At 63.8% G+C, this 22,600-nt stretch carries 27 protein-coding genes and 1 tRNA gene; 13 read left to right on the forward strand and 15 right to left on the reverse strand.

What is annotated here, in order from left to right; all coding sequences use genetic code 11:
- Positions 1 to 135: 135 nt before the first annotated feature.
- Positions 136 to 492: a winged helix-turn-helix transcriptional regulator gene (locus ACGF7Y_RS22815; protein WP_393236596.1), complete on the reverse strand. Its 357-nt coding sequence runs from the start codon at positions 490 to 492 to the stop codon at positions 136 to 138.
- A gap of 143 nt (positions 493 to 635) precedes the next feature.
- Here ACGF7Y_RS22815 and ACGF7Y_RS22820 point away from each other — a divergent pair, with 143 nt between their 5' ends.
- From ACGF7Y_RS22820 to ACGF7Y_RS22830, 3 genes are all read left to right on the forward strand, one after another.
- Positions 636 to 1,505, forward strand: coding sequence for an NAD(P)-dependent oxidoreductase (locus ACGF7Y_RS22820; RefSeq protein ID WP_393236597.1), 870 nt, complete (start codon positions 636 to 638; stop codon positions 1,503 to 1,505).
- A 139-nt stretch (positions 1,506 to 1,644) separates the two neighbouring features.
- A complete protein-coding gene (locus ACGF7Y_RS22825) occupies positions 1,645 to 1,863 on the forward strand; it encodes a DUF2945 domain-containing protein (RefSeq protein ID WP_393236598.1) in 219 nt (72 codons plus the stop codon).
- 4 nt (positions 1,864 to 1,867) lie between these two features.
- The gene (locus tag ACGF7Y_RS22830) at positions 1,868 to 2,197 is read left to right on the forward strand and encodes a DUF3140 domain-containing protein (protein WP_393236599.1); all 330 of its coding nucleotides are present in this window, start codon (positions 1,868 to 1,870) and stop codon (positions 2,195 to 2,197) included.
- Positions 2,198 to 2,409: 212 nt separating this feature from the next.
- On the opposite strand, the gene ACGF7Y_RS22835 is transcribed toward ACGF7Y_RS22830, so the two are convergent.
- Both ACGF7Y_RS22835 and ACGF7Y_RS22840 read right to left on the reverse strand, forming a co-directional pair.
- A complete protein-coding gene (locus tag ACGF7Y_RS22835) occupies positions 2,410 to 2,595 on the reverse strand; it encodes a LysM peptidoglycan-binding domain-containing protein (protein ID WP_051175252.1) in 186 nt (61 codons plus the stop codon).
- 9 nt (positions 2,596 to 2,604) lie between these two features.
- A complete protein-coding gene (locus ACGF7Y_RS22840; RefSeq protein WP_393236600.1) occupies positions 2,605 to 3,081 on the reverse strand; it encodes a LysM peptidoglycan-binding domain-containing protein in 477 nt (158 codons plus the stop codon).
- A 350-nt stretch (positions 3,082 to 3,431) separates the two neighbouring features.
- On the opposite strand from ACGF7Y_RS22840, the gene ACGF7Y_RS22845 reads away from it, so the two are divergent.
- Positions 3,432 to 5,279: a hypothetical protein gene (locus ACGF7Y_RS22845; RefSeq protein WP_393236601.1), complete on the forward strand. Its 1,848-nt coding sequence runs from the start codon at positions 3,432 to 3,434 to the stop codon at positions 5,277 to 5,279.
- Positions 5,280 to 5,329: 50 nt separating this feature from the next.
- On the opposite strand, the gene ACGF7Y_RS22850 is transcribed toward ACGF7Y_RS22845, so the two are convergent.
- Positions 5,330 to 5,980, reverse strand: coding sequence for a hypothetical protein (locus ACGF7Y_RS22850; protein WP_393236602.1), 651 nt, complete (start codon positions 5,978 to 5,980; stop codon positions 5,330 to 5,332).
- Positions 5,977 to 6,936, reverse strand: coding sequence for a hypothetical protein (locus ACGF7Y_RS22855; protein ID WP_393236603.1), 960 nt, complete (start codon positions 6,934 to 6,936; stop codon positions 5,977 to 5,979). Before ACGF7Y_RS22855 ends, ACGF7Y_RS22850 begins: the two co-directional genes overlap by 4 nt.
- A gap of 696 nt (positions 6,937 to 7,632) precedes the next feature.
- Between ACGF7Y_RS22855 and ACGF7Y_RS22860 the strand changes: the two genes are divergently transcribed.
- A tRNA-Leu gene (locus tag ACGF7Y_RS22860) sits at positions 7,633 to 7,717 on the forward strand.
- 304 nt (positions 7,718 to 8,021) lie between these two features.
- Here ACGF7Y_RS22860 and ACGF7Y_RS22865 read toward each other — a convergent pair.
- Positions 8,022 to 8,192 (reverse strand): hypothetical protein, encoded by a 171-nt coding sequence (locus ACGF7Y_RS22865; RefSeq protein WP_393236604.1) that lies wholly within the window; start codon positions 8,190 to 8,192, stop codon positions 8,022 to 8,024.
- A gap of 581 nt (positions 8,193 to 8,773) precedes the next feature.
- Between ACGF7Y_RS22865 and ACGF7Y_RS22870 the strand changes: the two genes are divergently transcribed.
- From ACGF7Y_RS22870 to ACGF7Y_RS22880, 3 genes are all read left to right on the forward strand, one after another.
- On the forward strand, positions 8,774 to 9,289 hold the full coding sequence (locus ACGF7Y_RS22870) for a hypothetical protein (protein ID WP_393236605.1): 516 nt from the start codon (positions 8,774 to 8,776) through the stop codon (positions 9,287 to 9,289).
- Complete coding sequence (locus ACGF7Y_RS22875; protein ID WP_393236606.1) at positions 9,286 to 10,296, forward strand: site-specific integrase; 1,011 nt, start codon at positions 9,286 to 9,288, stop codon at positions 10,294 to 10,296. The genes ACGF7Y_RS22870 and ACGF7Y_RS22875 overlap by 4 nt, the downstream gene beginning before the upstream one ends.
- Positions 10,297 to 10,359: 63 nt before the next feature.
- Positions 10,360 to 10,623, forward strand: coding sequence for a hypothetical protein (locus ACGF7Y_RS22880; RefSeq protein WP_393236607.1), 264 nt, complete (start codon positions 10,360 to 10,362; stop codon positions 10,621 to 10,623).
- Between the two features lie 238 nt (positions 10,624 to 10,861).
- Here ACGF7Y_RS22880 and ACGF7Y_RS22885 read toward each other — a convergent pair whose 3' ends face one another.
- The gene (locus ACGF7Y_RS22885) at positions 10,862 to 11,848 is read right to left on the reverse strand and encodes a DUF6615 family protein (RefSeq protein WP_393236608.1); all 987 of its coding nucleotides are present in this window, start codon (positions 11,846 to 11,848) and stop codon (positions 10,862 to 10,864) included.
- A 449-nt stretch (positions 11,849 to 12,297) separates the two neighbouring features.
- Positions 12,298 to 13,230 carry a hypothetical protein gene (locus ACGF7Y_RS22890; RefSeq protein WP_393236609.1) on the reverse strand — a complete coding sequence of 311 codons (933 nt, stop codon included), beginning with the start codon at positions 13,228 to 13,230 and terminating at the stop codon, positions 12,298 to 12,300.
- 459 nt (positions 13,231 to 13,689) lie between these two features.
- Between ACGF7Y_RS22890 and ACGF7Y_RS22895 the strand changes: the two genes are divergently transcribed.
- Positions 13,690 to 14,262, forward strand: a complete 573-nt coding sequence (locus tag ACGF7Y_RS22895; protein ID WP_393236610.1) for a hypothetical protein — start codon at positions 13,690 to 13,692, stop codon at positions 14,260 to 14,262.
- A gap of 1,043 nt (positions 14,263 to 15,305) precedes the next feature.
- Here the strand turns inward: ACGF7Y_RS22895 and ACGF7Y_RS22900 are convergent.
- The 3 genes from ACGF7Y_RS22900 to ACGF7Y_RS22910 all read right to left on the reverse strand — a co-directional run bounded on the left by ACGF7Y_RS22900 (position 15,306) and on the right by ACGF7Y_RS22910 (position 16,926).
- The gene (locus ACGF7Y_RS22900) at positions 15,306 to 15,653 is read right to left on the reverse strand and encodes a hypothetical protein (protein ID WP_393236611.1); all 348 of its coding nucleotides are present in this window, start codon (positions 15,651 to 15,653) and stop codon (positions 15,306 to 15,308) included.
- 225 nt (positions 15,654 to 15,878) lie between these two features.
- On the reverse strand, positions 15,879 to 16,085 hold the full coding sequence (locus ACGF7Y_RS22905; protein ID WP_393236612.1) for a hypothetical protein: 207 nt from the start codon (positions 16,083 to 16,085) through the stop codon (positions 15,879 to 15,881).
- Positions 16,086 to 16,689: 604 nt separating this feature from the next.
- The gene (locus ACGF7Y_RS22910) at positions 16,690 to 16,926 is read right to left on the reverse strand and encodes a hypothetical protein (protein WP_393236613.1); all 237 of its coding nucleotides are present in this window, start codon (positions 16,924 to 16,926) and stop codon (positions 16,690 to 16,692) included.
- Positions 16,927 to 17,542: 616 nt separating this feature from the next.
- Between ACGF7Y_RS22910 and ACGF7Y_RS22915 the strand changes: the two genes are divergently transcribed.
- Complete coding sequence (locus tag ACGF7Y_RS22915; protein ID WP_393236614.1) at positions 17,543 to 17,767, forward strand: hypothetical protein; 225 nt, start codon at positions 17,543 to 17,545, stop codon at positions 17,765 to 17,767.
- Positions 17,768 to 17,894: 127 nt separating this feature from the next.
- On the opposite strand, the gene ACGF7Y_RS22920 is transcribed toward ACGF7Y_RS22915, so the two are convergent.
- The 4 genes from ACGF7Y_RS22920 to ACGF7Y_RS22935 form a co-directional block, all read right to left on the reverse strand.
- Entirely contained in the window at positions 17,895 to 18,338 is a 444-nt protein-coding gene (locus ACGF7Y_RS22920) for a hypothetical protein (RefSeq protein WP_393236615.1), read from the reverse strand.
- Between the two features lie 25 nt (positions 18,339 to 18,363).
- On the reverse strand, positions 18,364 to 18,588 hold the full coding sequence (locus tag ACGF7Y_RS22925) for a hypothetical protein (protein ID WP_393236616.1): 225 nt from the start codon (positions 18,586 to 18,588) through the stop codon (positions 18,364 to 18,366).
- A 151-nt stretch (positions 18,589 to 18,739) separates the two neighbouring features.
- Positions 18,740 to 18,907 (reverse strand): hypothetical protein, encoded by a 168-nt coding sequence (locus ACGF7Y_RS22930; RefSeq protein WP_393236617.1) that lies wholly within the window; start codon positions 18,905 to 18,907, stop codon positions 18,740 to 18,742.
- Positions 18,908 to 19,025: 118 nt separating this feature from the next.
- A complete protein-coding gene (locus tag ACGF7Y_RS22935; protein ID WP_393236618.1) occupies positions 19,026 to 19,274 on the reverse strand; it encodes a hypothetical protein in 249 nt (82 codons plus the stop codon).
- Between the two features lie 518 nt (positions 19,275 to 19,792).
- Here ACGF7Y_RS22935 and ACGF7Y_RS22940 point away from each other — a divergent pair.
- From ACGF7Y_RS22940 to ACGF7Y_RS22950, 3 genes are read left to right on the forward strand one after another with little or no spacing between them, the layout of a single operon-like run.
- Complete coding sequence (locus ACGF7Y_RS22940) at positions 19,793 to 20,104, forward strand: hypothetical protein (RefSeq protein WP_393236619.1); 312 nt, start codon at positions 19,793 to 19,795, stop codon at positions 20,102 to 20,104.
- Positions 20,101 to 22,146 (forward strand): WXG100 family type VII secretion target, encoded by a 2,046-nt coding sequence (locus tag ACGF7Y_RS22945; RefSeq protein ID WP_393236620.1) that lies wholly within the window; start codon positions 20,101 to 20,103, stop codon positions 22,144 to 22,146. Before ACGF7Y_RS22940 ends, ACGF7Y_RS22945 begins: the two co-directional genes overlap by 4 nt.
- Positions 22,143 to 22,496 carry a hypothetical protein gene (locus ACGF7Y_RS22950; RefSeq protein ID WP_393236621.1) on the forward strand — a complete coding sequence of 118 codons (354 nt, stop codon included), beginning with the start codon at positions 22,143 to 22,145 and terminating at the stop codon, positions 22,494 to 22,496. Before ACGF7Y_RS22945 ends, ACGF7Y_RS22950 begins: the two co-directional genes overlap by 4 nt.
- The last annotated feature ends 104 nt before the right edge of the window (positions 22,497 to 22,600 follow it).

Genomic DNA, 22,600 nt, shown 5'->3' on the forward strand with positions numbered 1-22,600 from the left:
GGAACATACGACGGGCCCGGTTATGCGTCAATTACACCGGGTGTGCACAAAAGTAACTCAAGTTACCAACTAGTAGCTTGATCTTCCGCTGAACGATGTTGCCCGAGTGAAACATTCACTTTTGAAGGATTCACCTCAGGACTGCTGATGCACGCGCAGCGCTCCGATCCGATCGATCCGGTCCCGTCCCCAGGCGCCCAGCGGCTCCAGTGCCGCGTTGAGCGCGACGCCGCTCTCGGTCAGCCGGTACTCCACGCGCGGCGGCACTTCGCGGTAGACGGTCCTGCTCACGATCCCGTCCTCCTCCAGCTCCCGCAGCTGCTGGATCAGCATCTTCTCCGAGACTCCCGGCAGCCCCTTGCGCAGCTCGCCGAAGCGCCGCACGCCGTGGTTCTCCAGCTCCCAGAGAATCAGCGCCTTCCACTTGCCGCCGACCACATCCATCGCGGCGTCGATACCGCAGAAGTATGGTCCCGATCGCTTCGCGCCCACCGTCCACCTCGCTACCTGCTCACAAACCAATTGGTAAGTACCGGACAAAATAGTAGGTACTTGCCTCTCCGCCGGGCAACGAGCACTCTTGGTCACAGCGCGCTGACCAGGACGTTTCTCGAACCCAAGGAGTTGAACCCGCGATGGCGGAGAACACGAAGACCCCGGTGACCATCCTGGGACTCGGTGCGATGGGCCAGGCGCTGGCCGCGACATTCCTGAAGGCCGGCGTGCCGACAACCGTCTGGAACCGCACCCGGGGCAAGGACGCCGAACTCCTCGCGGCCGGAGCCGCGACCGCCGCGACCGTCACCGAGGCGATCGCAGCCGACGGCCCGATCATCGCCGTACTGCTCGACCACGCCTCGGTGCACGCCACCCTCGACCCGGTCGCCGCCCGACTGGCTGGACGACAATTGATCAACCTGACCAGCACCGCCCCCGGCGAAGCTCGCGAACTCTCCACCTGGGCGGCCGGTCACGACTGCGACTACCTCGACGGCGGAATCATGGCGGTGCCACCCATGATCGGCCAACCCGGCGCCTCCATCCTCTACAGCGGCTCCCGGACGGTCTTCGACACACACCGCGAAACCCTCGAATTGCTCGCTGCCGCGGAATACTTCGGCGACGACGCGGGCTTCGCCTCGACCTACGACTTCGCCCTGCTTGCCACCATGTACGCCATGTTCGGCGGCTTCCTGCACGGCGCGGCCATGATGCGCTCCGTCGGCGTCCCAGCCGCCGAATTCGGTCGGCGCGCCGCCGCGTGGGTCGGCGCGATGGCCCAGTCCCTGCCGCATCAGGGCGCCGTCATCGACACCGCCGCATACAGCGACCCCATCCAATCCATCGCCTTTCACAAGTCCGCACTCGACGCGATCCACCGTGCCGGTCGCGACGCGAATGTCACCCCCGACTTCGTCGCTCCCCTGAAAAACCTTCTCGACCGTCAGGTCGCCGACGGCCGCGGCGCGCTGGGATTCGAACGAACATTTGAAGAACTCCTCTGACCCGCACGTCACGGTTTCATTTCCGCGACCCCTCCGCACCGATGCCCAAACGACGCAGCATCGCTTCAGCTATCGGTTTGCGGCGTCCCGGCCGGGGTACGACATGCACGTCGGAAACGGGAATAGATAAGGAACTGCGATGAGTAAGCGATCCTTCAGCAAAGGTGACAAAGTGGAATGGAAGAGCCACGGCAGTACTGCCGAAGGCGAGGTGGAAGAGGTGATCACATCGGACACCGAAGCCGCCGGTCGGACCGTCCGAGCATCCGAAGAAGATCCGCAATACCGGGTGCGCAGTGCGAAAAGCGGTCGTGACGCGGTGCACAAACCCGACGCTCTTCGTCGGCAGGACGATTGAAATCATGACGACAGACAAGAAGGACACGCGTGCGGAATTCGAAAACCTCGTCAATATGACGGCGAAAGAACTACGTCGTTGGCTCGACACCGACGAGTCGAAATCGGTGGGACAGAAATCGGAAGGCGGCGGCGAGTCGACCGGGCACAGGAGCGGACGCCGCATCGTGGACATCCTCGAGAAGAACGACTTGACCGACGATGACTACGCGCACATGCGCAAAGTCGTCGGGTACGCGCACCGCCATCTCGAGCAACGACCTTCCGGGGACATCGTCGACAGCAAGTGGCGGTACTCGCTGATGAACTGGGGCCACGATCCGCTCAAACCCTGACGGAGGCCGACGATTCCACTGGTCGCTGTTCTCCTGCCGGGTGACCGATCGGGTCGCCGGTCGCCTGCGCGATCCCGTCGGGCGGCGAAACGTTGCCCTCCCAGGAGGGGAGCATCCGCTGCTGGGAGGGCAACCGCAATACCGTCGGCCCTTGCTGTCCCGAGTGAGCGATCGGAGGCCGCCGCAATTGCGAGGACGACTCGGCATCCGGTCTAGCCCGCCGAGGCGAGGATGGACCGCAAGGGGAGCATGATCTGCTGGCCGACTCTGATGAAGTCCGGGTTCTCGATACCGTTGATGTCGGCAATCCTCTGCAAGAATCTCAGATCACCGTACTTCTTCTTGACGATTCCCGACAGGGTCTCGCCAGCGACGACCGTATGCCATTCGGCTGCCATGGTTATCTCCTAGTTCTTCGGGGGAATAATCAATTCTCGGCCGACGTGAATCACGTCGGGGTCCAGGATCTCGTTCGCGTCGGCGATCAGCGGGAACAGCGTGGCATCACCGTAGAAGCGCTTGGCGAGTTTGGACAGAGTGTCGCCGGAAACGACTTTGTACGAGATGCCGGGAATGATCAATACCTGACCGGGGTGGATCTGGTCGGGATCGTCGATTCCGTTCGCCGCGGTGATCAGCGGGAACAGATGCGAGTTCTGCGGGCGATAGAAATGCCCTGCCAATCCGGACAGTGTTTCGCCTCGCACCACTGTGTGCTTGCGGTTCACCTCGGGGATGATCAGCACCGTCCCGACGCGTATCGAATCGGGATCCGGAACGCCACTGGCCACGGCGATGAGTTCGAAAAGCGCGGCCTGGCCGTAAAATCTCTTCGCAATCGCAGAGAGAGTGTCTCCTGCGACTACCGTGTGTGTATTGATCATTGAGTGACCCTCTCGTGGAACTGCAGAATTTCGTAGGAATGTCGAGAACCCGGCGAATGATTCCGGATTCCGGATCGACGATCTCAGCGTACAGCCGGAACGACGATCATCGAAGTGCCCAGCCGGATGAGTTCGAATTCGGGTAGTTCACTACTCGCTCATCGAGTCATTCTGCGCGGCGGCGGTGCCGGTGTGATTCGGCAAGTGTTTTCCGCACGGCGCGACGCGAGGCACAAGCGCCCAAATGAGTAGTGGACTACGTGTCACCCGCCGGCGGCGCGGGCTTAGCGTGGATTCCGCGTAGGAGCCGCCACACCATTCGAATGCCGGAACCGTCATCGGGAGAAGACATGGACGCCACAGCGCCGACATATGTCCTCGCAAAGGACCTCTCCGAAGCGCTGGCGATGGCATCGAGGTGTGCCGAACCTCGATCACCGACCAGCCAGAGCTGCCGCCTCCGGGCCGCGGGATTTCTCACCGAGAATGATCGAGTAGCCCGCGCCATCGACACAGAACTCGGCGAATTGTTCCGCAGCGACCCCGCGCTCAGCCCTCTTGTCGAAGCCACGGGCAGCAGGGGTAGCCGCAAACGCCTCACCGAGCACTTGTATCGAGCGCTGCACGAGCACCCGCACGCGCGAGAGTCCCTGCTCTCGTTGACCCGAGGTATCGCCGACCCCGTCGCAGGGCGCACGCCCATCGGTCGTGCGGCGTCGCGGAGCCGGTCGTGGGGGTGGTTCAGCCGCGAGGTCGTCCTCGTGTGGATGAATGTTCTGATCGTCGTCCCGATCGTTTTCGCTTTTCTCACCGTGTGGGGCGGATTCCACCGTCATAGTTCGGCAGACGACCTGTCCACCGGAGTGCTGAAGATCTTCGTCGTCTGGGTGCTTTCCTTCCTGCCCAGCTGGCTGTATATCCGATTCCTCGGCCAGCGCGCGAGCGCCTTGTGGAACGAGTACGTCCTCAACCTTCACCGGCTCGCAGTGGACGAGCCGAAATACTTGCCCCGGCCACCGCGATCCTCCGAGTTCTACGAGGAATGGATCGCGGACGGCGGCTACCTCCAAGAAGACGATTACAATATTTACCGACAGAAATTCAACGCCTACTACGGGCGTGCGGTGTCCTCCGCGGGTGGATCCGATTTCGCGGTCAAGACCGAAACTCTGTTTCCGGTCTTCCTCGCCACGATCGGCTTCGCGACCTGCTGGACCGCTACCCTCTGGGATCTGGACTTCGTCGAGAGCCCCACCACGGTGTGGGACATCTTCAAGTTCGGCTTTCTCGGCGCTTACGCATTCACCGTCCAGAGCCTCGTCCGGCGTTTCTACCAAAGTGACCTCAGGCCGAGTGCGTATGCCTCCGCGCTGTTGCGAATTATCGTCGTCTTTACCATCTTGGTGCCTCTGCACCAGTTGATCGACAGCTTGGAACCCGGCGTTCGATCGGCGGTAGCCTTCGTCGTCGGCTCCTTTCCGATCGTCGGCGTCTACGCTCTCCACAGGACCGCCGCCGTTGCCCTCCGCGCCGCAGTACCTCAACTCACACCGCACTATCCGCTCAATCAGCTAGATGGTCTGAACGTGTGGTACAAATCGCGGCTCATCGAAGAAGGCATCGAAGACATGCAGAGTCTGGTGACGGCGAATCTCGTCGATGTCATGCTCCACACGCGTGTCCCGCTGGGCCGTCTGGTGGATTGGATCGATCAGGCTCAGCTCTACTTCCACCTCGATCACAGCGAGGTGACACGGCACGAACGTCGGCGGTCCCTGCGCTTCGGTGACAAGCCGTCGTCCCACCCTTCCACCGAAGACCCCAGCTGGACCGCACAACTCGGCGGTAGTCTCGGCCCCGGCGCCCGCGCAGGCACCAGAACCCGGGTGAAACTGCGTCAACTAGGTATCCGGACGGCGACCGACCTGCTCATCGCCTTCCCGCCCAGCCAAGTCGACCCACGCACTCCGGCAGGATCGGCCGGTCAGTATTTCCAACATCTGGCGCCTGTGGGCATCGATCTCGATCAAATCCGCATTCTCGTTCGCGTTCTCGATGGGAATACCGAGCTCGTACCTGTCTGGAACTGGCAACGTAGGGGCGCTCGTATCCGCGCACCGCAGCAAACCTCGAATAGAAGACGCGTGAACGGCCTCGGTTCCTCACGGCCGGAAACAGCGCCGAGTGCACGGCCCTAGCCACCGCGACACTGCGCAGTTCCTCACCGACCGCGACGAGTCGGTCGAATTCACCCACCGGTCCACCGTGCTTGCGGTGAGCGCGCCGTGGGTACGCGCCCGACGGGCAAGGTCGGAGGCTGCTCGACGAGGGGTACGGGCCGTCGAAGGTCGATCATCGTCGCCGTGTGCAGTCTGCGTTCGCGCCGCATGATCGGCCCGAGTTCCGGCGCGCCGATCGATACCGTCACGGTGCAGTCACCAGGGCCCAGTGCCGCCAGCATCCCGTTGCGGACGGTGGCGGCGAGCGGCTGGAGCAGTATCGCGACGCAGAGTTCTATCGTGAACTCCCCGACCGAATTTCCGTCGACGGTGACGTCCAGGCACGGACGGTAGGTCTGGGTGATCTCGTGTTCGAACAGCGTGACCTGTTCGGTTCCACCGGCGCGGGTACGCATCGCCGCCCAGCGCAACCGGTCGTAGCGGCGCCAACCCCCGATCCCGACACTGCCCAGGTCGACCTCGAGCAGCCCGTCGATGGTCTCGGCCACCTCGTGCAGCGCCAGCGACCCCAGTGTCGGAGCCACGGCCGGCGCCCGGCGCAGGGCCAAGCGTTCGGCGCCCCTTTCGTGCAGGCACTCGGCCAGCTCACCCACTTCGACATCGTGCGGGGCGTTGTGGAACAGAACCGACCGAGCACTCATCGACGCTGGACTCGTCATCCGAGCACCTCCTTGACGTTCAGCCACGGCTCGCAGGCCCGCAGCCGCACCCGAACATCCGGAGCACGGGTGACCTGGCGAACATGGATCATCGGGGGGACATCCGCGACCACCCGCACGTGTACCTGCGGAAGATGCGGATCCCTGTTGTGCGACGCCCCATTCGGGCGTTTCCGGCCACCGCGTAGAACCAGCGCCGCGGCGCCGAGGACGAGAAGGAACCCTCCGAGACCAAGTAAGTTGCCGACGCCGGTGTCCTGATCACTGTCCTCGGCTTGTCCCGGCGGTGGTGGACGCTCGCCGGACGGTTCTGTGTTCGCGCGGTCGTCGGCAGTGGTGACCAGCCGCGCGCGGATCATCTCGATGGATGTCCTCGCGGCAACGCCCTGGGAGGCTCCGACGCACGCGGCGGAAATGGCGTGCGAACCCAGCTGGATCCCTTCGGGCACATCGACGCGAACATCGAACACACCCCCTCGTACCTGGGCAGGCACCGATTCGGACCAGTCCGGAAAGGCGCGCACCAGGTCACAGGGCCAGCGCTCGCCCCGAACGGTGATAGTGGTGCCGAGTTCCGCGGTGGCCGGGGCGACGAGCGTGGGTGCGGGACTCTCGGACGGTACGGGGGTCGGGCCGGCACTCGGTGGTCGCGCGGTTGTCCGGAGCGGTTCGGTTGTGGTGGTCGGCGGATTCGGCTTGGTCGTAGTGGTTGTCGGCTCAGGATTCGTCGCCGTGGCCGTGGGATCGGGCGTCTTGGTGGTGGTCTGCGGCTCCGGTTCCCCAGTCGAAGGCGGCGGGCTATGTGTCGGCGTGATCACCGGCCACACCGGTCCCGCCGTGCTGGGCGGGACGGGCACGGTGGGAATCGGCTCCGGTGCCGCGACGGATACCGGCACGGCGCCGAACAGGCCTGCTATGGCCACCGCGGCAAGAAGTGCTTGCGAGTCGTTTCTCATGATCACCTCCCCCCGAGGCCGGTATGCCCTCGAGGATCGAGTCGATTCTGGGCGCACCCCTTCCTCGCGACGCGAGTAGCTACCTACCTGTTTCCCTGAGATCCTCTACGGATTCGGCCCCTCGAAGGTCACCCCAGCGGGGATCAGCTCACCACAGAGCCCACCATTTGACCAGCTCAGTCGGATTCTTGAGGTACTAGCGATGCTCCCGTAACTCGGTACGCCATCACTCTCCCCGACCTGTCTCGCGCTGACCGATCACTGCGGGCAAATTGATGGCACGCACCGTTCGCTTGTGCACATGCGCGGTGCTTCCTGAGCAGCTCGCCCGTCGGTCCGGGCAGGCTGACGCGCCTTCGGCTGAGGCGAGCATCGGGCCCACGGCCGTGAGGGATCGAGTGCTGGCTACTCGTATCCGCAGCACAACGGGTCCGATCGGCGAGCAGTCACGCGGACGGCCTCCCGGTCACGCTCGGTACCCTCGGCCACGCGGTCGAGCAACGCTAGCGCCGCACGCCGGCAGCTCCATCGCATAGCCCGACATGCCGGTCACCCACCCAACCGCACGGCGCCTCATCGGCCTCCCGTCCGCACGGATAGTCGTGCGACCGCCCATCCCGACACCCTCGAGAATCCGCAGGTCCAGCCGCGATTTGGTCCACGCGGAGTGATCCGATAATCTTGCTGAGCACACCGGTCCGGGTGGCGGAATGGCAGACGCGCTAGCTTGAGGTGCTAGTGCCCTTTATCGGGCGTGGGGGTTCAAGTCCCCCTCCGGACACGTTTTGTCATGCATCCTCCGCAAAATTGCGGAGGATGCGTTCTTTTTAGGGTCCGTGAGATAGTCCGGACACCGCAGATCCGCAAATTTGCGTAGTTAGTCGGTCAAAAGCGGAGGCGCTGACACGGGCGGGCGGTTCGATCGGTCGGAATGGGGTCCTGTCGGTGCTCAGAACGCCCTCTCAACCGGAAGCCTTCGTCGCTGGGTTCACGAATCAGCCGGCCGAGTTTCTTACATGCAGCTGTCCGCGAAGGGATTCGTGGCTAGCAAGGGGGCGGGCGGCTGGTGGGAGCTGGTGGATGGCTCAGCGATGAAGCTCCCGGGCATTCGGTTCGGTGAGCCGGAAGTCGCCGCAGTCGGTGGTCACCGTGGATTCGGGCAAGTCGGCGGTCATGGCGGCGGGCTGGCCGTGCGGCAGGCCGAGTAAGGTCACATCGTGGCCGGCCGGTCCGGCGGCCGTCGTGCGTGCGAGCACCCGGCCAGCAGCAGCAGATGCGACTGCACTCCCCCAGCGCGGCGCCCGCGTTCGAGCCTGCGGTCAGCGCCCGGAGGTGGGAGAGCCTGACCTGAACAGTGTTGTATCGGCAGTGTCACTGCGCCCCGCCGCGTCGGTGGCCCGCCGGTGCCGTTGGCGCCTGCGTGGCGGCGTCATTCGCAGCAGCCGACAAAGTCACCCACTGTGGGTACCTTTTCGGCTGTTGAGGATGAAAGGGCGCCCAGTGTGGGTGTATTTCCGAAAATGTGTACAAAGTGGGTAGCTCTTTGATCTTGACGCACTGAGCGCTCGTCCGGGAGGCTTGTAACGGGCCGAGCCCGAATAAGTTGAGGTCGAGCAGATTTCGTCTTGGAGACAGGACGAGTCGCATCATGACACTGGCAAGCATGTTGGGCGCTGCGAGCGTGGCTCGGGGCGGCGGTTGTCGGTGCCGTCGCAGGCGACGAAACCACTGCAGCCCGGACTGTCGGCGAGTGAGGAATCAAAGCGTGAGCACAAGGTCTCGAGAATGGTCATCCCGGCGGGTGCCGGCAGGCTGGGGCGTCCCGGAATCTGAGCGGATGTCTTCGGTGCACGGTTTCCCATCGGGTAGTGCGAGCGACGACGGAGAAGTCGGTGTGCAGTTCGTACCTGCTGGTGGTGTCGTGGAGGCTTCATCATCGATGAGTGGGGAGGCTCGTCGGGTGGGGATTGCGTTTGCCTTTCCTGTCGAGTTGCCTGTGCCGCCGATGGGTGAGTTCACCTGTGCGACGACAACGATCGATCCCGCAGGCCGGTTGGGTGACCGATCGGTGATCAAACGCTTGGGATGGGCTGCTGAGCAACCGGTAACGATCGAGCCCAGCCAGGGACTGCTGCGGATCCGATCTGTCGCCGAGAGCAAGTCATCGATCGCGGCGAACGGCTACTTGTTCCTTCCGGTCTCCGCCCGCCGCGCGGCGCGCCTTCACACCGGCGAGCGCGTTTTGATGGCCGGCGGCCTGGACTGCGGCGTTCTGGTCGTCTGCCCTCAACGGGCGGTCGGTGCGGCGTTGTGGTCCTACCGCCCGGATCTGTTCGAGGCGGCTGTCGGATGAACCGCAAGGATGTCGATACCGCCCTGCAACTGGTCGCTTCGCTCGGGTTGACCTTCGACGACCTGGCATCCGCGCAGCCCGATCGAGCGCGCATGCCCACGATCGGCCAGTACATTCAGTGGGTAGGGATCAAGAATCCAGAAGGCACTGGTCATTACCGCTGGTATTGGCCGGTCATCGAAACAGCCTGGGGGCATCGACCTCTCGATTCGCTCACAGCGGTGGAGATCGAGGAGTGCGCGGCCCGGCAAAGGCTGCGTGCTGTCGTGCGGGCGAACAGCACAGGTGGTCGCGGCGCAGAAGCCAATCTCATCGCCGCGGTGCGTTTCCTGTACCAGAACGCCCAGGATGACGGTCTGATCGAACCCGACGCGAACCCGGCCGCGCAAGCTCGCAAAACACCTCAGCCTCCCGGCTCGGCCCAGGCGTTGAGCATCGAGCAGATCGAGGATCTCGGCCGCGTGGCCTCGACCACCGGCGATGACACCGAACTCGACGCACTCATCCTACGGTTACATATCGAAACAGCCTGCAGCAGAGGTCCAGCGCTCGCGCTGCGTATCGAGGACCTCGAACGCGACGACTGCCTGATCCGACTGCACGAATACCGCGGCGCGATCCGATGGCAGCCCATCTCCCCCACCCTGATGACCCGCCTACTCGGCCACGTCAGACACCGCGGTGGCCGCCAAGCCACCGATCGGGTCCTGCGCTACCAGAACGGAACACCCGCAGACCTCGCGCGCTACCAGTACCTCGTCCGCCGATTTCGCCGCGAACTCCCCTGGGCCGACGACCTACAAGTGAACATGAACTGGGTCTGTTACACCACAGAGGTATTCGTCGAAACAAATTTCGGGCATCGCACCGTCAGACTGTTCAAACAACGACGTGTACGCAGCCAGAACACTGAAGCGCACAATCGATTCGACCCCGACCGCCTGGCCACGGTCGCTACCGTACTGGCCGCACTCACCGACGAACCTCACCCCCTCGCACGCAAGTAGCCACACCTGCCATCCGGCACTTCCGGTAGGTGGAAGGACACTCCAGAGCACCAGATGATCACCATGCTCGAACGTGCTCTGGCCGTGAAGGTGCCGTTCGCGTGGTTCACCGCGGACGAAGCGTACGGGCAGGTCGGCTACCTGTGGGACTGGCTTGAGCACCGTGACGTGTTCTACGTGATGGCCACCCGCTGCGACCACGAGTTGACCACCCGCACCGCCCGCACCGACGAACTGGTCGCCGAATTCGCTGATCGATCCTGGCAGCGGTTGTCGGTCGGTGCCGACGAGCACGGGCCCCGCGGATGGCGGCATCGTGGGTTATGAATGATTCAGCAGACATCGACACCGCCCCAGGCGTGAGGATTTGGTTCTGCGGTTCACCGGCGGCCAGGAACTCGACCACCCATACGACTTTGCGTTGGTGGCGTTGTACGAGGACGGGCGCGTCACGCAGGCCCTCGAGTTGGATCAGCACCTCAATCGGCTCGCGACCGACAAGCTGCGTCTGGATCTGAGTCGGCCGGAACCGATGCGCTGCCGCCGATTCTAGGGTAGGTGAGGGTCATTTCCTGGGCGGTTCGGCGGGGAAGCCTTCCAGGTCAGTAAGGACGAGTCGGCGGGCCGGGACCTGACCGTCCAGCATGTCGGTCAGACTGGCCGCGGTGAGGTCGTGGCGGCCGTCGAGCACGGCCCGCACGTAGCTGGGGAGGCTGGTGAGTCGCCATCGGTCCAAGACGGACGGGTTTACCGGCTCGCCCGCATCCGGTGGGAACATATGCACCAAGCCCCTAACATTGAAGGGGCCTCTGAGCAGACGCCAATGGATGACATCGACGGCGTCGGTGAAAGTCTCGGGGACAAGATCGCGTGCGCGACTGGCGGGGGTGGTGGAGAAGATCATCGACCACGGCATCGCATGCTCCAGATAGCGTGGCACGTAGTGCGGTGGGCTGTGCCGCAGCAGATCCACCACGAAGCGACTCGGTAGCGCCGAACATCCCCACCATCGCGGATTCTTCTCCCCTAGAGCAACCACCTCGTAGCCGTCGGTGCGGGTGGGATTTCGGATCACCATCGGCTGCCATTGCGTATGCGGGAAGTATCGGTGATTGGTGTGCAGTGCCGCCCTGTCCTCACCGTCGAAATGGTCGCCTCCCCAGCCGTTGTAGAACACGTGGTAGGGGAGATATCCGCGTCGTTTGCATCCCTCGATCAGCAAGTCGATCTGACGGTCGCTGGCACCCTTGGGCCGATGGCTCAGGTACCGATAGTGGTGACCGAAGAACTTCTTAGCCTGCACGCGTATACATACCCACCGCGTATCCGATCCGATCCACCATTCCCAGTCCGCCCCGACCCGTGCCTCTTCCTGTTTACTGGGCTTGTGCACGAGGATCTGCGGGAACTGTTGGTGCAGTTCGAACAGCACATAGTCGGTGATGGATTCTTCACTGGGTGCCAGGCCACGCGGTTGTCCATGTTCGAGGCGTCGCCATGTATCCACGGCCAGGTAGTCCATCGCCGCCGTCAGATCGGAGTGCGTCGCCATGCACTGATCATGTCGTGTGAGCCTGCCGTCGTTACAGCCCGCCGCAGCGATGGGACGTTGGCGTCATGGAGCCTCCCGTTATGGCGCTGATCCTATGACAGAGCCGGCTACAGCCGGATCTCGAGCCGGACTGTGACGCCGTATTTTGCCGATACAACATCACTGGCATACAGAGATGCCGCCAGGGTTCACCGATCAGCGACGTCGCGGTTCACTGTGTAGCCAGCCACACCACTCATGCCGCGCGGTGATGATCGTCATGGTCCCGGGGGGAGGAGGATTTTGAGTGCGTTGCGCAGGAACAATGCGAGAGACTCGATCGGCCGGATACTGCCGTGTGTAATAGCCTGAGCCGCATGACACCGGCATCAAGCGGCCCGAACGGTTTGCGAGGCACGACCTGTCACCGCGAATTTGCAGCTCAAGATCGCCCTCAGACCGAGAGGGGTTTATTCGTTCTCCATCGCGCCGGCTGGCGTCAACAGCTCCTCAACCAGTTCGTTCTCGGTAGGGAGACATCCGCGGTCGATGAGGGAGCCGATTGTTCTGTGCAGAAGCGACCATGCCTGCGACCATGCGTGGCGGTTGCGTTCGGTCGGTTCCGACATGTCATGGCCGTGCGCGATCTTCGAACGTACCGAATAGGCATCCCGGGCCTCGTGAAAGGCGGACAGCCGGTCACCGTTACTCGCGTTCAGCTGGGCAAGATACAGGGCTAATCGGAACGATAGTTCGGCGTGCACTGTAGGGAAGAGAGATTCGAGTCCGGTCCACATCTGCAAGATCCCTTGGCCCAGGTTGGCAATCTCGGCGGCGCTGACTGCAGCGTTCTCGATGACGCGCAGGCGCCGCTCGGCTTCGGCCATCGACCGCCAAAGTTTCGCTCGCGTCACGGCGATCCGAAGGGTCTCGCTGTCAAGTTCGTTCTTCCCCATCATCGGCCTGGCGACGACGGGACTGCCTGGGATGGGCCAAGTGATTACCGTTTCGGCTTTGGTAGCCAGAGCTTTAGCGCGTTCGTAGCGAGCGTCGCTGGGGTCCTGTGCACTTCCCTTGATATTCGAGAAATCATTGATCGAGTGGGTGGAGATCATGGGAGCTGCGAAGGGATGCACCCCCAGACCCGCAAGACACAACTTCAGGGCCGCGAGCATCGCGACCGCATCGTCGCGATCGACTGCATTCACACAGAGTTCCAGATTCACCGAACGCGCCATGACGTCCGCGACCTGAAAGGGAAGACCGAGTTCGTGCTCTGTGGCCAGAAACGCCCAATCCCAGACGCCCACGCCCCAGTGTCGAGGAACAATCTGAACCTCGCCCCCAGTCTCGGTCACGCTGCCGGGCCTCAGTCCCTGCACCACCACGTAATACAAAGTCACGCAAGTATTCTGGCACTGCGGCACTTCGATGACCTGCGAATAAGCGCCGCCCGCGCCAGCAGATCCCGAAGATCCATGGTGAACAGCGCACTCGCACACAAGCTGCGGCAACCATGGATAGACGCATCCCGCTCTGCTGGACATGAATAGACAGGATGAAGTCGGTGTTGGGGTCGCTCGCGGCACCGGCCGTGAACCGCCTGCCGTCGGGGACGATCAGGACATCCAGCTGGTTTCGCGTTCACCAGGTAAACCCATATGAGTGCGTAACCGGACTGTGACCCCGGCCAGCGGGGCCGACACTGCACTCCAAGGCCCGGAGCAGCCCGCGCGACAGCGGCTACTGAGAGCGCGTTCATGGATGGTGAGCCGCAACGGCCGACCACAATTGCCGTTGCGCCGCAATGAATTTTGGCATGCTGATGGATCATAATCAGTGTTCTTGTCGCAGTCGTAGGAGTGTTGGGAACTGCGCTCGGAGCTTCGCTCACGGCCATCATTGCGGCCCGCACCGAGAACCGCCGGCAAGCTGCTTTGGAGCGGCAGCAGGCGCAGCAAGTTCTGACCCAACGAAACACTCAGGCACTCGAAGTACGGGTTGAACATCTCCGATGGCGACGTGATCGCCGCCAGTCCGCCTATCTCGACTTCCTTGATGCCGTCGATGCCGCAGACCGAGCCAATCAGCTGTACTTCCGCGACCGCCGGGCCGCCGCGCCCGAGCCTGTACCTCTTCAGCAAGCGCGGGTAGCGGAGATCCGGCATCTGTTCAAAGACGCGGAACAACGCGGAAACAGGGTCTTGCTCGAAGGTCCATCGGGTGTGGCCGAGGCAGCTCGCAAACTGATCGGAGTGCAGGCCGATTTGGTCCGAGAGGTTCGAGAATTTGGTCAGGCACACGCGGCTGCGGCAGAAGATGCTCATGAACGGGCCCGGGCGGCCGAAGCGACTGGACTGAGCTACATGGCCGCTCATCACGAGTTCATTGATGTGGCATGTGCGGCGCTGGACGAGGTAATCGACGGGAACTGACCAGGTTGACTCCAACTTGTCAATGGCGTCTTCTCTTATCGGTGCCAAGCAACTGACGATAGGGCGCGCTCACCGGCATAATGGGGAGATCCCAGCACGACGAGCGCGGCCGAGCGCTCAGTGGCAAGAGAGGGTGTTGCTAGCCGGGGCAACAGACCCGAGCAAGCGCTGTGTCGTCGGGCAATGTCTCCAGGTAGTTTTCGATGCGGCCCGGTGGTACCGGGCAGTCGGCTTGGTCCTCACGGGACGTGGTCTCGCCCCAATCCTTGTGCCCGGCCAATGCCGCTCGACTCGACCTACCAACCGTCCAGGGTGAGTACATTGGACCATTACAGGTTGTACGCACCGCGACATTCAGCAAGGACGTCGGGCCGCCCGCGCGCTCGCCTCGCTTGGGGGGTGTCCCCATGGTTTTCATCAACCGGATCTTTCGGCTGGTCGGTGAGTGCTTGTTCGGATAGGAGGGTGGTGTGGATCGGGAGACGACGGCTGGCCGGTATCGACGTTTCGCCGAGTTCGAGGCTCGGGGTAGTTCGTCGTGCTATGAGTTGTGGGCGTTGGGGGTTGCGTCCGATCGGCGGCTGTTGTCGTTGATCGATCGGCTGCGGATGAACGAGATCGCCACCGTCACTGCGGCAATCGCTGCCGCGGACTAGCGAGCTGGGCTCTCTATCTGTTGCTGTGTCAATGCGACATGCTGCGGGGCGGGCCGCGCCGAAACAGCTCGCCGAGGCGCTGGCGCTACTCCTACGAGTGGTGATCGCGATACCAGTCGCCCTCATCACCACGGGTGATCGCCGCGACGCCGCCATGGCGGCTGGGGCCCAAGAATGGCGCCCGTCCGCGCCGCGGCCCGGCTCTGGCGGGCGCTGACCGTCCGCGTCGCGGCTGCGCGTCCATATGCCGGTGGGCCTCGATTTCGAGGTGCCAGGTTGCACCCCACCGGATCCAGTCCTTGCGCCAGACTGAAGTGGTGAGGCCGCGGATGTTAAGGGCATCCCCGGCCTTTCGCATGTAGTGCGGGATCGGCGCGCAAGGCCGAATCAGCTCGCTCGCTGCTGCTGTCGTTCCTGGAATTGGCGGCCGAGCCGCCGGAGCTTGCGCGAAACCGACACGCCCTTCTCGGCGGGCTGGCCGCACTCGACGGCAGCCTCACGCCGGGAGATCCAGGCGCCACCGCACCAGGGCTTCGCGATGGCGCGTTCGACCGGGTCCAACTGGCCCAACACTCGCTCGACCACCGGATCGTCGAATCCATCCAGTGGCATCGGTTCGGGGCTGGGACCGTCCAGCAGTGACCACAGCGGTTCGACCTCGCCCGAAGCCAGGGTAATCCCCGTGTTCAGAGAGTAGACTCGCAGCTCTTTTCCGCCAGCCTTGGAACCGATCAAGTGGACGTGTCCACGCGCTTCGCGCTTCCGACCCCCAGCTGGAATCGCGCATCCTCAGCGGCGGCGCCGCGCCGCGGGGTCGGTACGGCCTGCCACGCCAGCAACACCGACCGCGGCCGCAACCGCACCAGCGGGTCACCGACCAGCCAGGCCTGCTCGCGCCAGTAGTCACACGCGGCGCGCAGCGGCCAGGCGCTCGTTGAACGTCTGCGCCGACGCTCCACCTCACCGGGTGCGGAACCAGGCCGCGACCCGGTCCGGAACCAGCAGCGCCGGATCGCATTCCGCGCCGAACTCGGTCGCCAGGGCGTCCAGCGCGGTGCGGTAGCCGCGGCGGGTGTTGGCGGCGGTCACGGTGTGCAGGTACGCCTCGATCGCGGCGTCGAGGCGCATCCCGGGCCGCAACGGGCGCACCACCCGCGACTCACACATGCCGAGCCGCCGTCTGGGGGCCGGGTGTGGAGTGTTCCGCCGTTCGGTTCATCGGTGTCTCCCGGCCCAAAGTCGTAGATGTCGAGAGCCTGCTGACGTCGTTGCCGCAGCTGCAGGACACCCACTTCTCGCCCCGGGCGCTTGTAGCCGATGCAGCAGCCCGTGGCGGTCGCACTCTTCATCCAGTGAAGCGGTGTAAGTCTCGGCGTCTACCGGCTCCGTGCGCATCACCATGGGTGAGCTGGTGAGCTGCATCCGGTCGGTGTACGCCGCCCCACAGCTCAACAGCGTCGCTCCTGGGTGTCCAGAGGACGAAGACGGCGACTTGCCAAGACGTCTCTGGGCCACTGGGTATGGGTATGGGTGAGTACAGCGCCTCGATCAAGAAACCCCAGCTCACAGGCCATTCCAGATGGAACACAAATGGAAATTGGGGTATGGTGGCTGTACCCACATGGGTAGCCATGGGTGGTTATGGGTAGGTACCCAGTGCCTACTCACGTGGTGTCCACAGCCCCTGGAACGTGGGAAAGGGCCCGGAACCACTGTTGGTAGCAGTGGCCGAGCCCTAACCCGTGCAGGAGAACTGTTCGCGATCTCGCTGTCAGAGGCCGATAATCGCGTGCAGAGCCCAAGCCGCCAGTTCGGTGGTCACCTTGACCGCCGGGCTGGCGGTGACGTTTTCAGCCACATGCGGCAGGTACCGCGTCGCCAGGTCCACAACGTTCGTCACGGTGCGCAACCAGAGCGCGAGCTCCAGCCACTTCTTGACGGTGCCGTTCCGGTCGGGCCGGGACGGGTTTGACTGGGGCGCCTCCATAGGCACCACCTCCATCATCATCCTGCGTGTATCCGCCGACGTGTCGCGACGGATGGAGCCGCCCCACGAAGTGGAGGGCTCTAGCAGTCGCGGCTCGCGCGAATGGGCACGCAGAGATGCGATTTCGATGGGCTCAGAAGAGCCAGCCGAACAGGAATGAGTTTACAGCGGCCGCCGACTTACAACCCACCTCCGACATCTCTCTCCAATCCCCCTGAACTTCGACACTGGCTGCTGCGCAAGACGTCGAAAGCCCAAGCTGGTTCATTGTTTCTGCACCGCGGATCCCTTGCAGCGTGAGATCACCGCCAGCGCAGGGTCGGCCGAGCCTTCGTCCAGTGCCTCGACCTCGTCCGCATTGCTCGACGTAGGTGGTCACGATTCGCGGCGCGTGGAATCTCAGCCCCTTCGTCGAACCCTGCGGCCACGGCTCGCTCAGTTCGGGCGCTCTCCTTAGCAGTCGAAAGCGGTTGAGCAAACAGGAACGTCGACGTGCCCAATGTTGTCGGTGGTCTGTCCGATACTCAACACGTGATGACGCTGTTCGCGCTCGGGTCAGTGCTCTGGTTCTCCTGCTTTGCCGCATTTCTGGTGGGTGCCCGCTTCTCGACCGTGGGACCGTCGCAGGTCAGTCGAAGTGTTCCTCTTCGCCTTCCCTCTCTCCGGGCTCGGCGTCGTGACGATGATTCCCGGCGTGCTACTGATCAGTGAGGACTCAGCGATTCAGAACGTGCTGCTGATCGGGTTGCTGGTCATGTGGGCTGTGTGCAGCCTGCTCGGCGCCAACACCTATCTGCACATGCTCCGGTTCGCTACCGACAAGCCGAACGCTCGTCCGTCCTTCAGCCGCCGGCCGAGCTGAACTCCCGCTACCACGGTTGCCTCGGGTCCGTTCATGGAGTTGATGCAGCCGCCGTCCTATTGAAAGCGAGAAGAGGCCCCGCTGTGGCGCGGCATCTCGGTTTACTCGGGATGACAGCTACAGCAGCTCAGGAAGAGCGACCAGCGCATATCCTCACCCGAGGGCAGGCTGACGTAGCGCAGCAGCGGGTGCCCGCAGTCGCAGCAGGTCGCGCCTCCCACAGAGCGGTGCGGCCGATCTCGCGGGTGGCGTTGGCGATCTTCACGAAATGGTCCTCGCCGCGGTCCCGGCATCCTGGCCCGAGCAGCTGCAAGGCCTCGTCCCGGGTGTCCGGGATACGGGCGAACCGCAGGCCGATCCGCAGCGTGTTGCAGGCGGTGCGGGCGTCGGTGTCGATCCACTGCCGTATGAACGCGACGTCGAACACCTGCGGGCGGCGAAACCCGCTGTGCAGCATGGTGATCGTCGCTTCCAGCGGTTCGGTGGCGGGGCCGAGGATCTCGGCGGCGCGGATGCCGAGGTCCAGCACGCGCTCCCAGTCCGGGAGCACGGTCGCGGTGGTTGTGGTCATCAGGTTGTCCTATGGGTGTGGTGGGTTACTCGTAGTAGGAATTGGTGCCGGGGATGCGTTGCTCGCAGATGTGGTGCCCGCGGCCGGCGTCGATGATCCGCCCTAGCGGGCCGGGGCCGATCGCGCAGGGTGTGCCGACCGGCCACCGGTTGAAGTCGGAGCTGGGCGGGGCTCCGGCAGCGGGGGCGCCGGTGATTACCAGCGCGGTGGCGGCGGTGACGGGACTCAACGGGAGCAGCTGGCGGCGCATCACACTCGTCCTTCCCGCTCGCGCTTGCGGGCCAGCTCCATTCCCGCGCCGTGGGCGGTGCGGCGAGTGTTCGTTGCCTGGGCGGGTTCGGTGGATGTTCCGCACGGGTGGGCTTGTGCGCGGTGAGCGCGGCCTTCTCCGCCGGGTGCAATCACGCCTTGGTGAGCAGTGCGCCGGTGACGGCGCGGACGCGGCCCATGCCGGCGATCATCTCCGCAACGTCGTCATCGAGCCGCAGGCCGCCGTCGGTGGTGGCGTCGTTGGCGTAGGCGGTGACATCGCGGGCGTCGCGCGCGAAATCGCAGGTGCGGTCAGCCAACTCGTCGCGGTCGATTCAGTCCGGCCGCGGCTCCATCTCCGCGTCGTCGCGGCCGTCGCGGATCGCGATGCCGATTTCCCGCACCCGCAGTTGGTCGTCGATGGTCATCACGTCGAGCTCACGGGCCATGACCGTGGCGAAGTTGTCGCCGCGCTCGGGCGAACCGCTCCAGCAGCTCACCGACCCGGCCGCGAACCTCGTGCGCGGGGTTGACCAGGAACGGTCTGTCCGTCAGATCGGTGCCGCTGACATCACCACCACGCAGGTAGTCGATGACGAATTCCACCCCGGACCGCACCGTGTTCGAGGCTCCGGCGTCGGCGAGAGCGGCCGAAAGCTGCCTGCGGCGGGACTTCTCCGTGGCCATGATGGAGGCATTGAGCCGGGCAGCAGGCCACGTCGCTGGCGAGGCTGGTGAGCGGCCAGAACGGGTGGGGCCGGCAGGTCACCAAGCTTAGTTATCGCATGATCACGGCTCGTCTCCGGGTCTAACGCGGTGCCCCAGCAAGCCAGTGAGAAGGGAATGCCCTCAGTCAACAATGCGCGCGCTCGATAGGTTCTGCGTCCAGCCCTCGTGAGGACATGCGCTTCCTCAGCCCAGCGCTGGGGTCCCTGTCCGATAGCGACGACCGATGGTCGACGGCAGCTGCAGCGCGGCGACGTGTCGAGGATCACGTCAGCTTCCAGACCGGAACCTAGATCCGAGCCGCAACCCAGCAGATCCGCACACATTCACTGGAAGACCACTCCCCCTCCTGTGTCGGAGTTCCCGCAGCCCAGATACGCGACAGATGGCGCCTCGCCCGACCTGTCTGGCATGATTCCGAAATCGACCATGCTGAAAGTGGTTGGCTCCTTTTGATATCCATCGATTGAGGAGGGCCTGTGCTTTTCGATCCGGAGCCGGTGCTCGCGATGGCGCGTGCGATCGAGCCCGCGGCTGACGCGACCTGGGGGCATGCGTCGCGGATTTCGGCTGCCGGGTTCGAGGCAACCCATGCTGGGCAGGATTACTCCGAGCAGGGGCGCAAGCTCGCCGCGGGCGTAGACGGAATCGTGACGATGCTGCAATCGTGGTCCGCGGCCTCGGGTGAAACAGCGGATGCGCTCAGGCAGTCCGTGACGGCGAACGTGGCCGTGGATCAGGGCAATCGCTCCCGAACAGATGCTCTGACTGCCGAGTCGGGGCTGGCGTGACCAACCCTCGGCAGTACGAACAGGCCTATCAGGGTGGGTTGGCATCGACGCGGCTGTCGCTTGAGCGCTTCCTCAAAGAGGACGGCAGCAATGTCTTCGATCAACCGATTTGGAGCCAGCCGAGGCTGACCGGGCCGGGGGTCAAGGAGTTGCTGGATCAGGCAGCTCCTGGGCTCGAGTGGTTTCGACTGGCGCTGGTGCGGTACCACCGCGTATGGGACCTGATGAAGTTGCCCGGCTTCGACCACATCGACGTGCCACCGATGACCGTTGACAACACGCAAGTCGGCGGCGAGCGTATCGACACCACTCGAGATCCGAACGACGAAATGCGCCGCTTGGAAGGCAAGCATTACGACCAGCAGCGCAGTATGAACCTCGACAGCCTGCGTGCCCTGGCTACGGCGATCACCGGTACCGCTGCCGGCACTGGGACGCACCGTTCGGCTGACGACATCACCCGGGATCTCGGCGGTGTGGCCACAGCTGTGCCTGAGGTGTGGCAGGGAGAGGCCGGTAGTGCCGCCCAAGAGTATCTGGCCGGGTTCCACGCACATGCCGACCAGCAAGCTCAGTACCTGCAGGCAGTCTCCGCAGCCCTGAACGGTCTGCCGGATGTGCTGCTGCAGATCGTCAAGGACAAGGCCAGCTTCATCGCCGGATTCGACAGTCCCCAGTGTCCGGTCGCCGGGCATGCGATGCGGATCGATGGCGCCGAGGATCCGGTGAGTCCGATCATCACCGTGGCGGCTGGTGATCGAGACTGGCTCGGCAACGACGCGATGACAGCGATTCAGCAGCTACATCTGTCCTTCCTCAACACCAAGGACAACTTCCCGAAGATTCAAGCGGCCTGCAAACAATGGTTGATTGATCACTTCGGGCCGGCCGTGCGCGAGGCTTTCATCGCGTTCGTCCACCAGTGCCAGCTGGCCGACTACTACATTCGCCGGGCGTATCAGCCGGTAATGGATCTGCTGGATAACCACGACCCGAAACCATTCCCCAGGCCCGGAGAGAATCCGACGAGCCCGGGTCCCGCTCAATACCCGAGCGGAACACCGCAACAGACTCCCGTATCGACCACTCCTACGGCCGCGGCATCGGCGACTCCGACAACGACGCCTGCTGCGGTCACACCGACGACACCGGCATCGGTCACTCCCACTACACCCCAGGCGAATCCGCTGCAGACCGTGAACAGTCTGATCGGCCAAGCGGAACAGGCGATACAGCAGAGTGTCACCCAACTCGCGACCGCAGCGCAGCAAGGGCTGAGCCGACTCAGCCCCACTACGCCTACAACAGATTCGTCAGTAGTCAGTGCGAGCACACCGGCCGGCTCAAAGCCTCTAGCGAACATCGTCCTTCCCGGCGGGAAGTTGGCCCTGGCGCAAACGGCCAACGGGTCGATCACAGCGACCGTGACAGGTCCCGACGGCAAGACTCAGCAATACACACTGGGCATCAAAAACGGCGTGCCGTTCCTGACCCCCGACAGTGAAGCGCCGGAGGACGCCACCACTTCCACGAGATCGTCCGACTCTAGCGCACCCGTTGCCGCCGCGCGTAGTAGCCCTGACATTGGAAGCCCGCCGACGTCGGTCACTCCCTGGATTTCGGATACGGGAGTGCCGGTGCAGCAGCACCCGACGTCCACGGTGCCCGCCGGATCGACCGGGCCGGCATACGACCCACAGACAGTTGCTGGAACGACTGCAACCGCGACGCCGATGGGTGGTATGCCGATGGGCGCGGCCGGTGGAGCCAAGGGTGCGGCAGACAACGAACATCGCCCGCGATTGACGGCCCTGCCCCAGCCGCTGTGGAACAGCACTCCGGGCAGCAGCGACGAGCATGTGATAGACGCACCCGCCGGGCTCGATAGATCAATTGGGAGTGCTCCAACTAGTGACACACAAACAGCGGATCAGCCCATCGACGGTTCTACCCCCTTGCCCGTGCAACCGATGACGGCCCCCACGGTCGGCATCAGGAACGACGGTGTGAGGATCGCGATCGACATGGGGGAACAGCGATGAACTACGCGGCCGAGATGGAACGAATTCTAGCCGATTTCACCGCCGCTTCCCGCACAGTTCTGACCCGGTTCCTCGACGCGGACGCTCGTACGACTAGAGGCGGTACGGAGTTGTTCTCCGATCTTCGGGAGCAGTTGAGTCAGCGAGAGCGGGAGAGTTCGCAAGCAGCGGAGGAGAAGACGGACCGTGAGGAGCGTGACCGTCTGCTGCATGAGGCTGCCGAACGGAAGGCGGCCCGCGATCGCGCGCCGAAGCGCGGCAAAGAGACGTTCGTGCTGCCGGCGGACTGGACAGAGGCGGACGAGGCGAGAGCGGAAGGCTATGGCCCGCCAAAATCATGGCTGGTCTAGCGTGTGGGTCGGCAGAACGATCGAGCGTCAACTTGCGAGCATCAATCTGTGCACAGTGATTCGAGAGGTGGGGTTTTGAGTAGGTCTCGTCGAGAATTTTCGGG

Origin of the sequence: Nocardia sp. NPDC047654 (genome assembly GCF_043205035.1) — a bacterium.
GTDB lineage: Bacteria > Actinomycetota > Actinomycetes > Mycobacteriales > Mycobacteriaceae > Nocardia.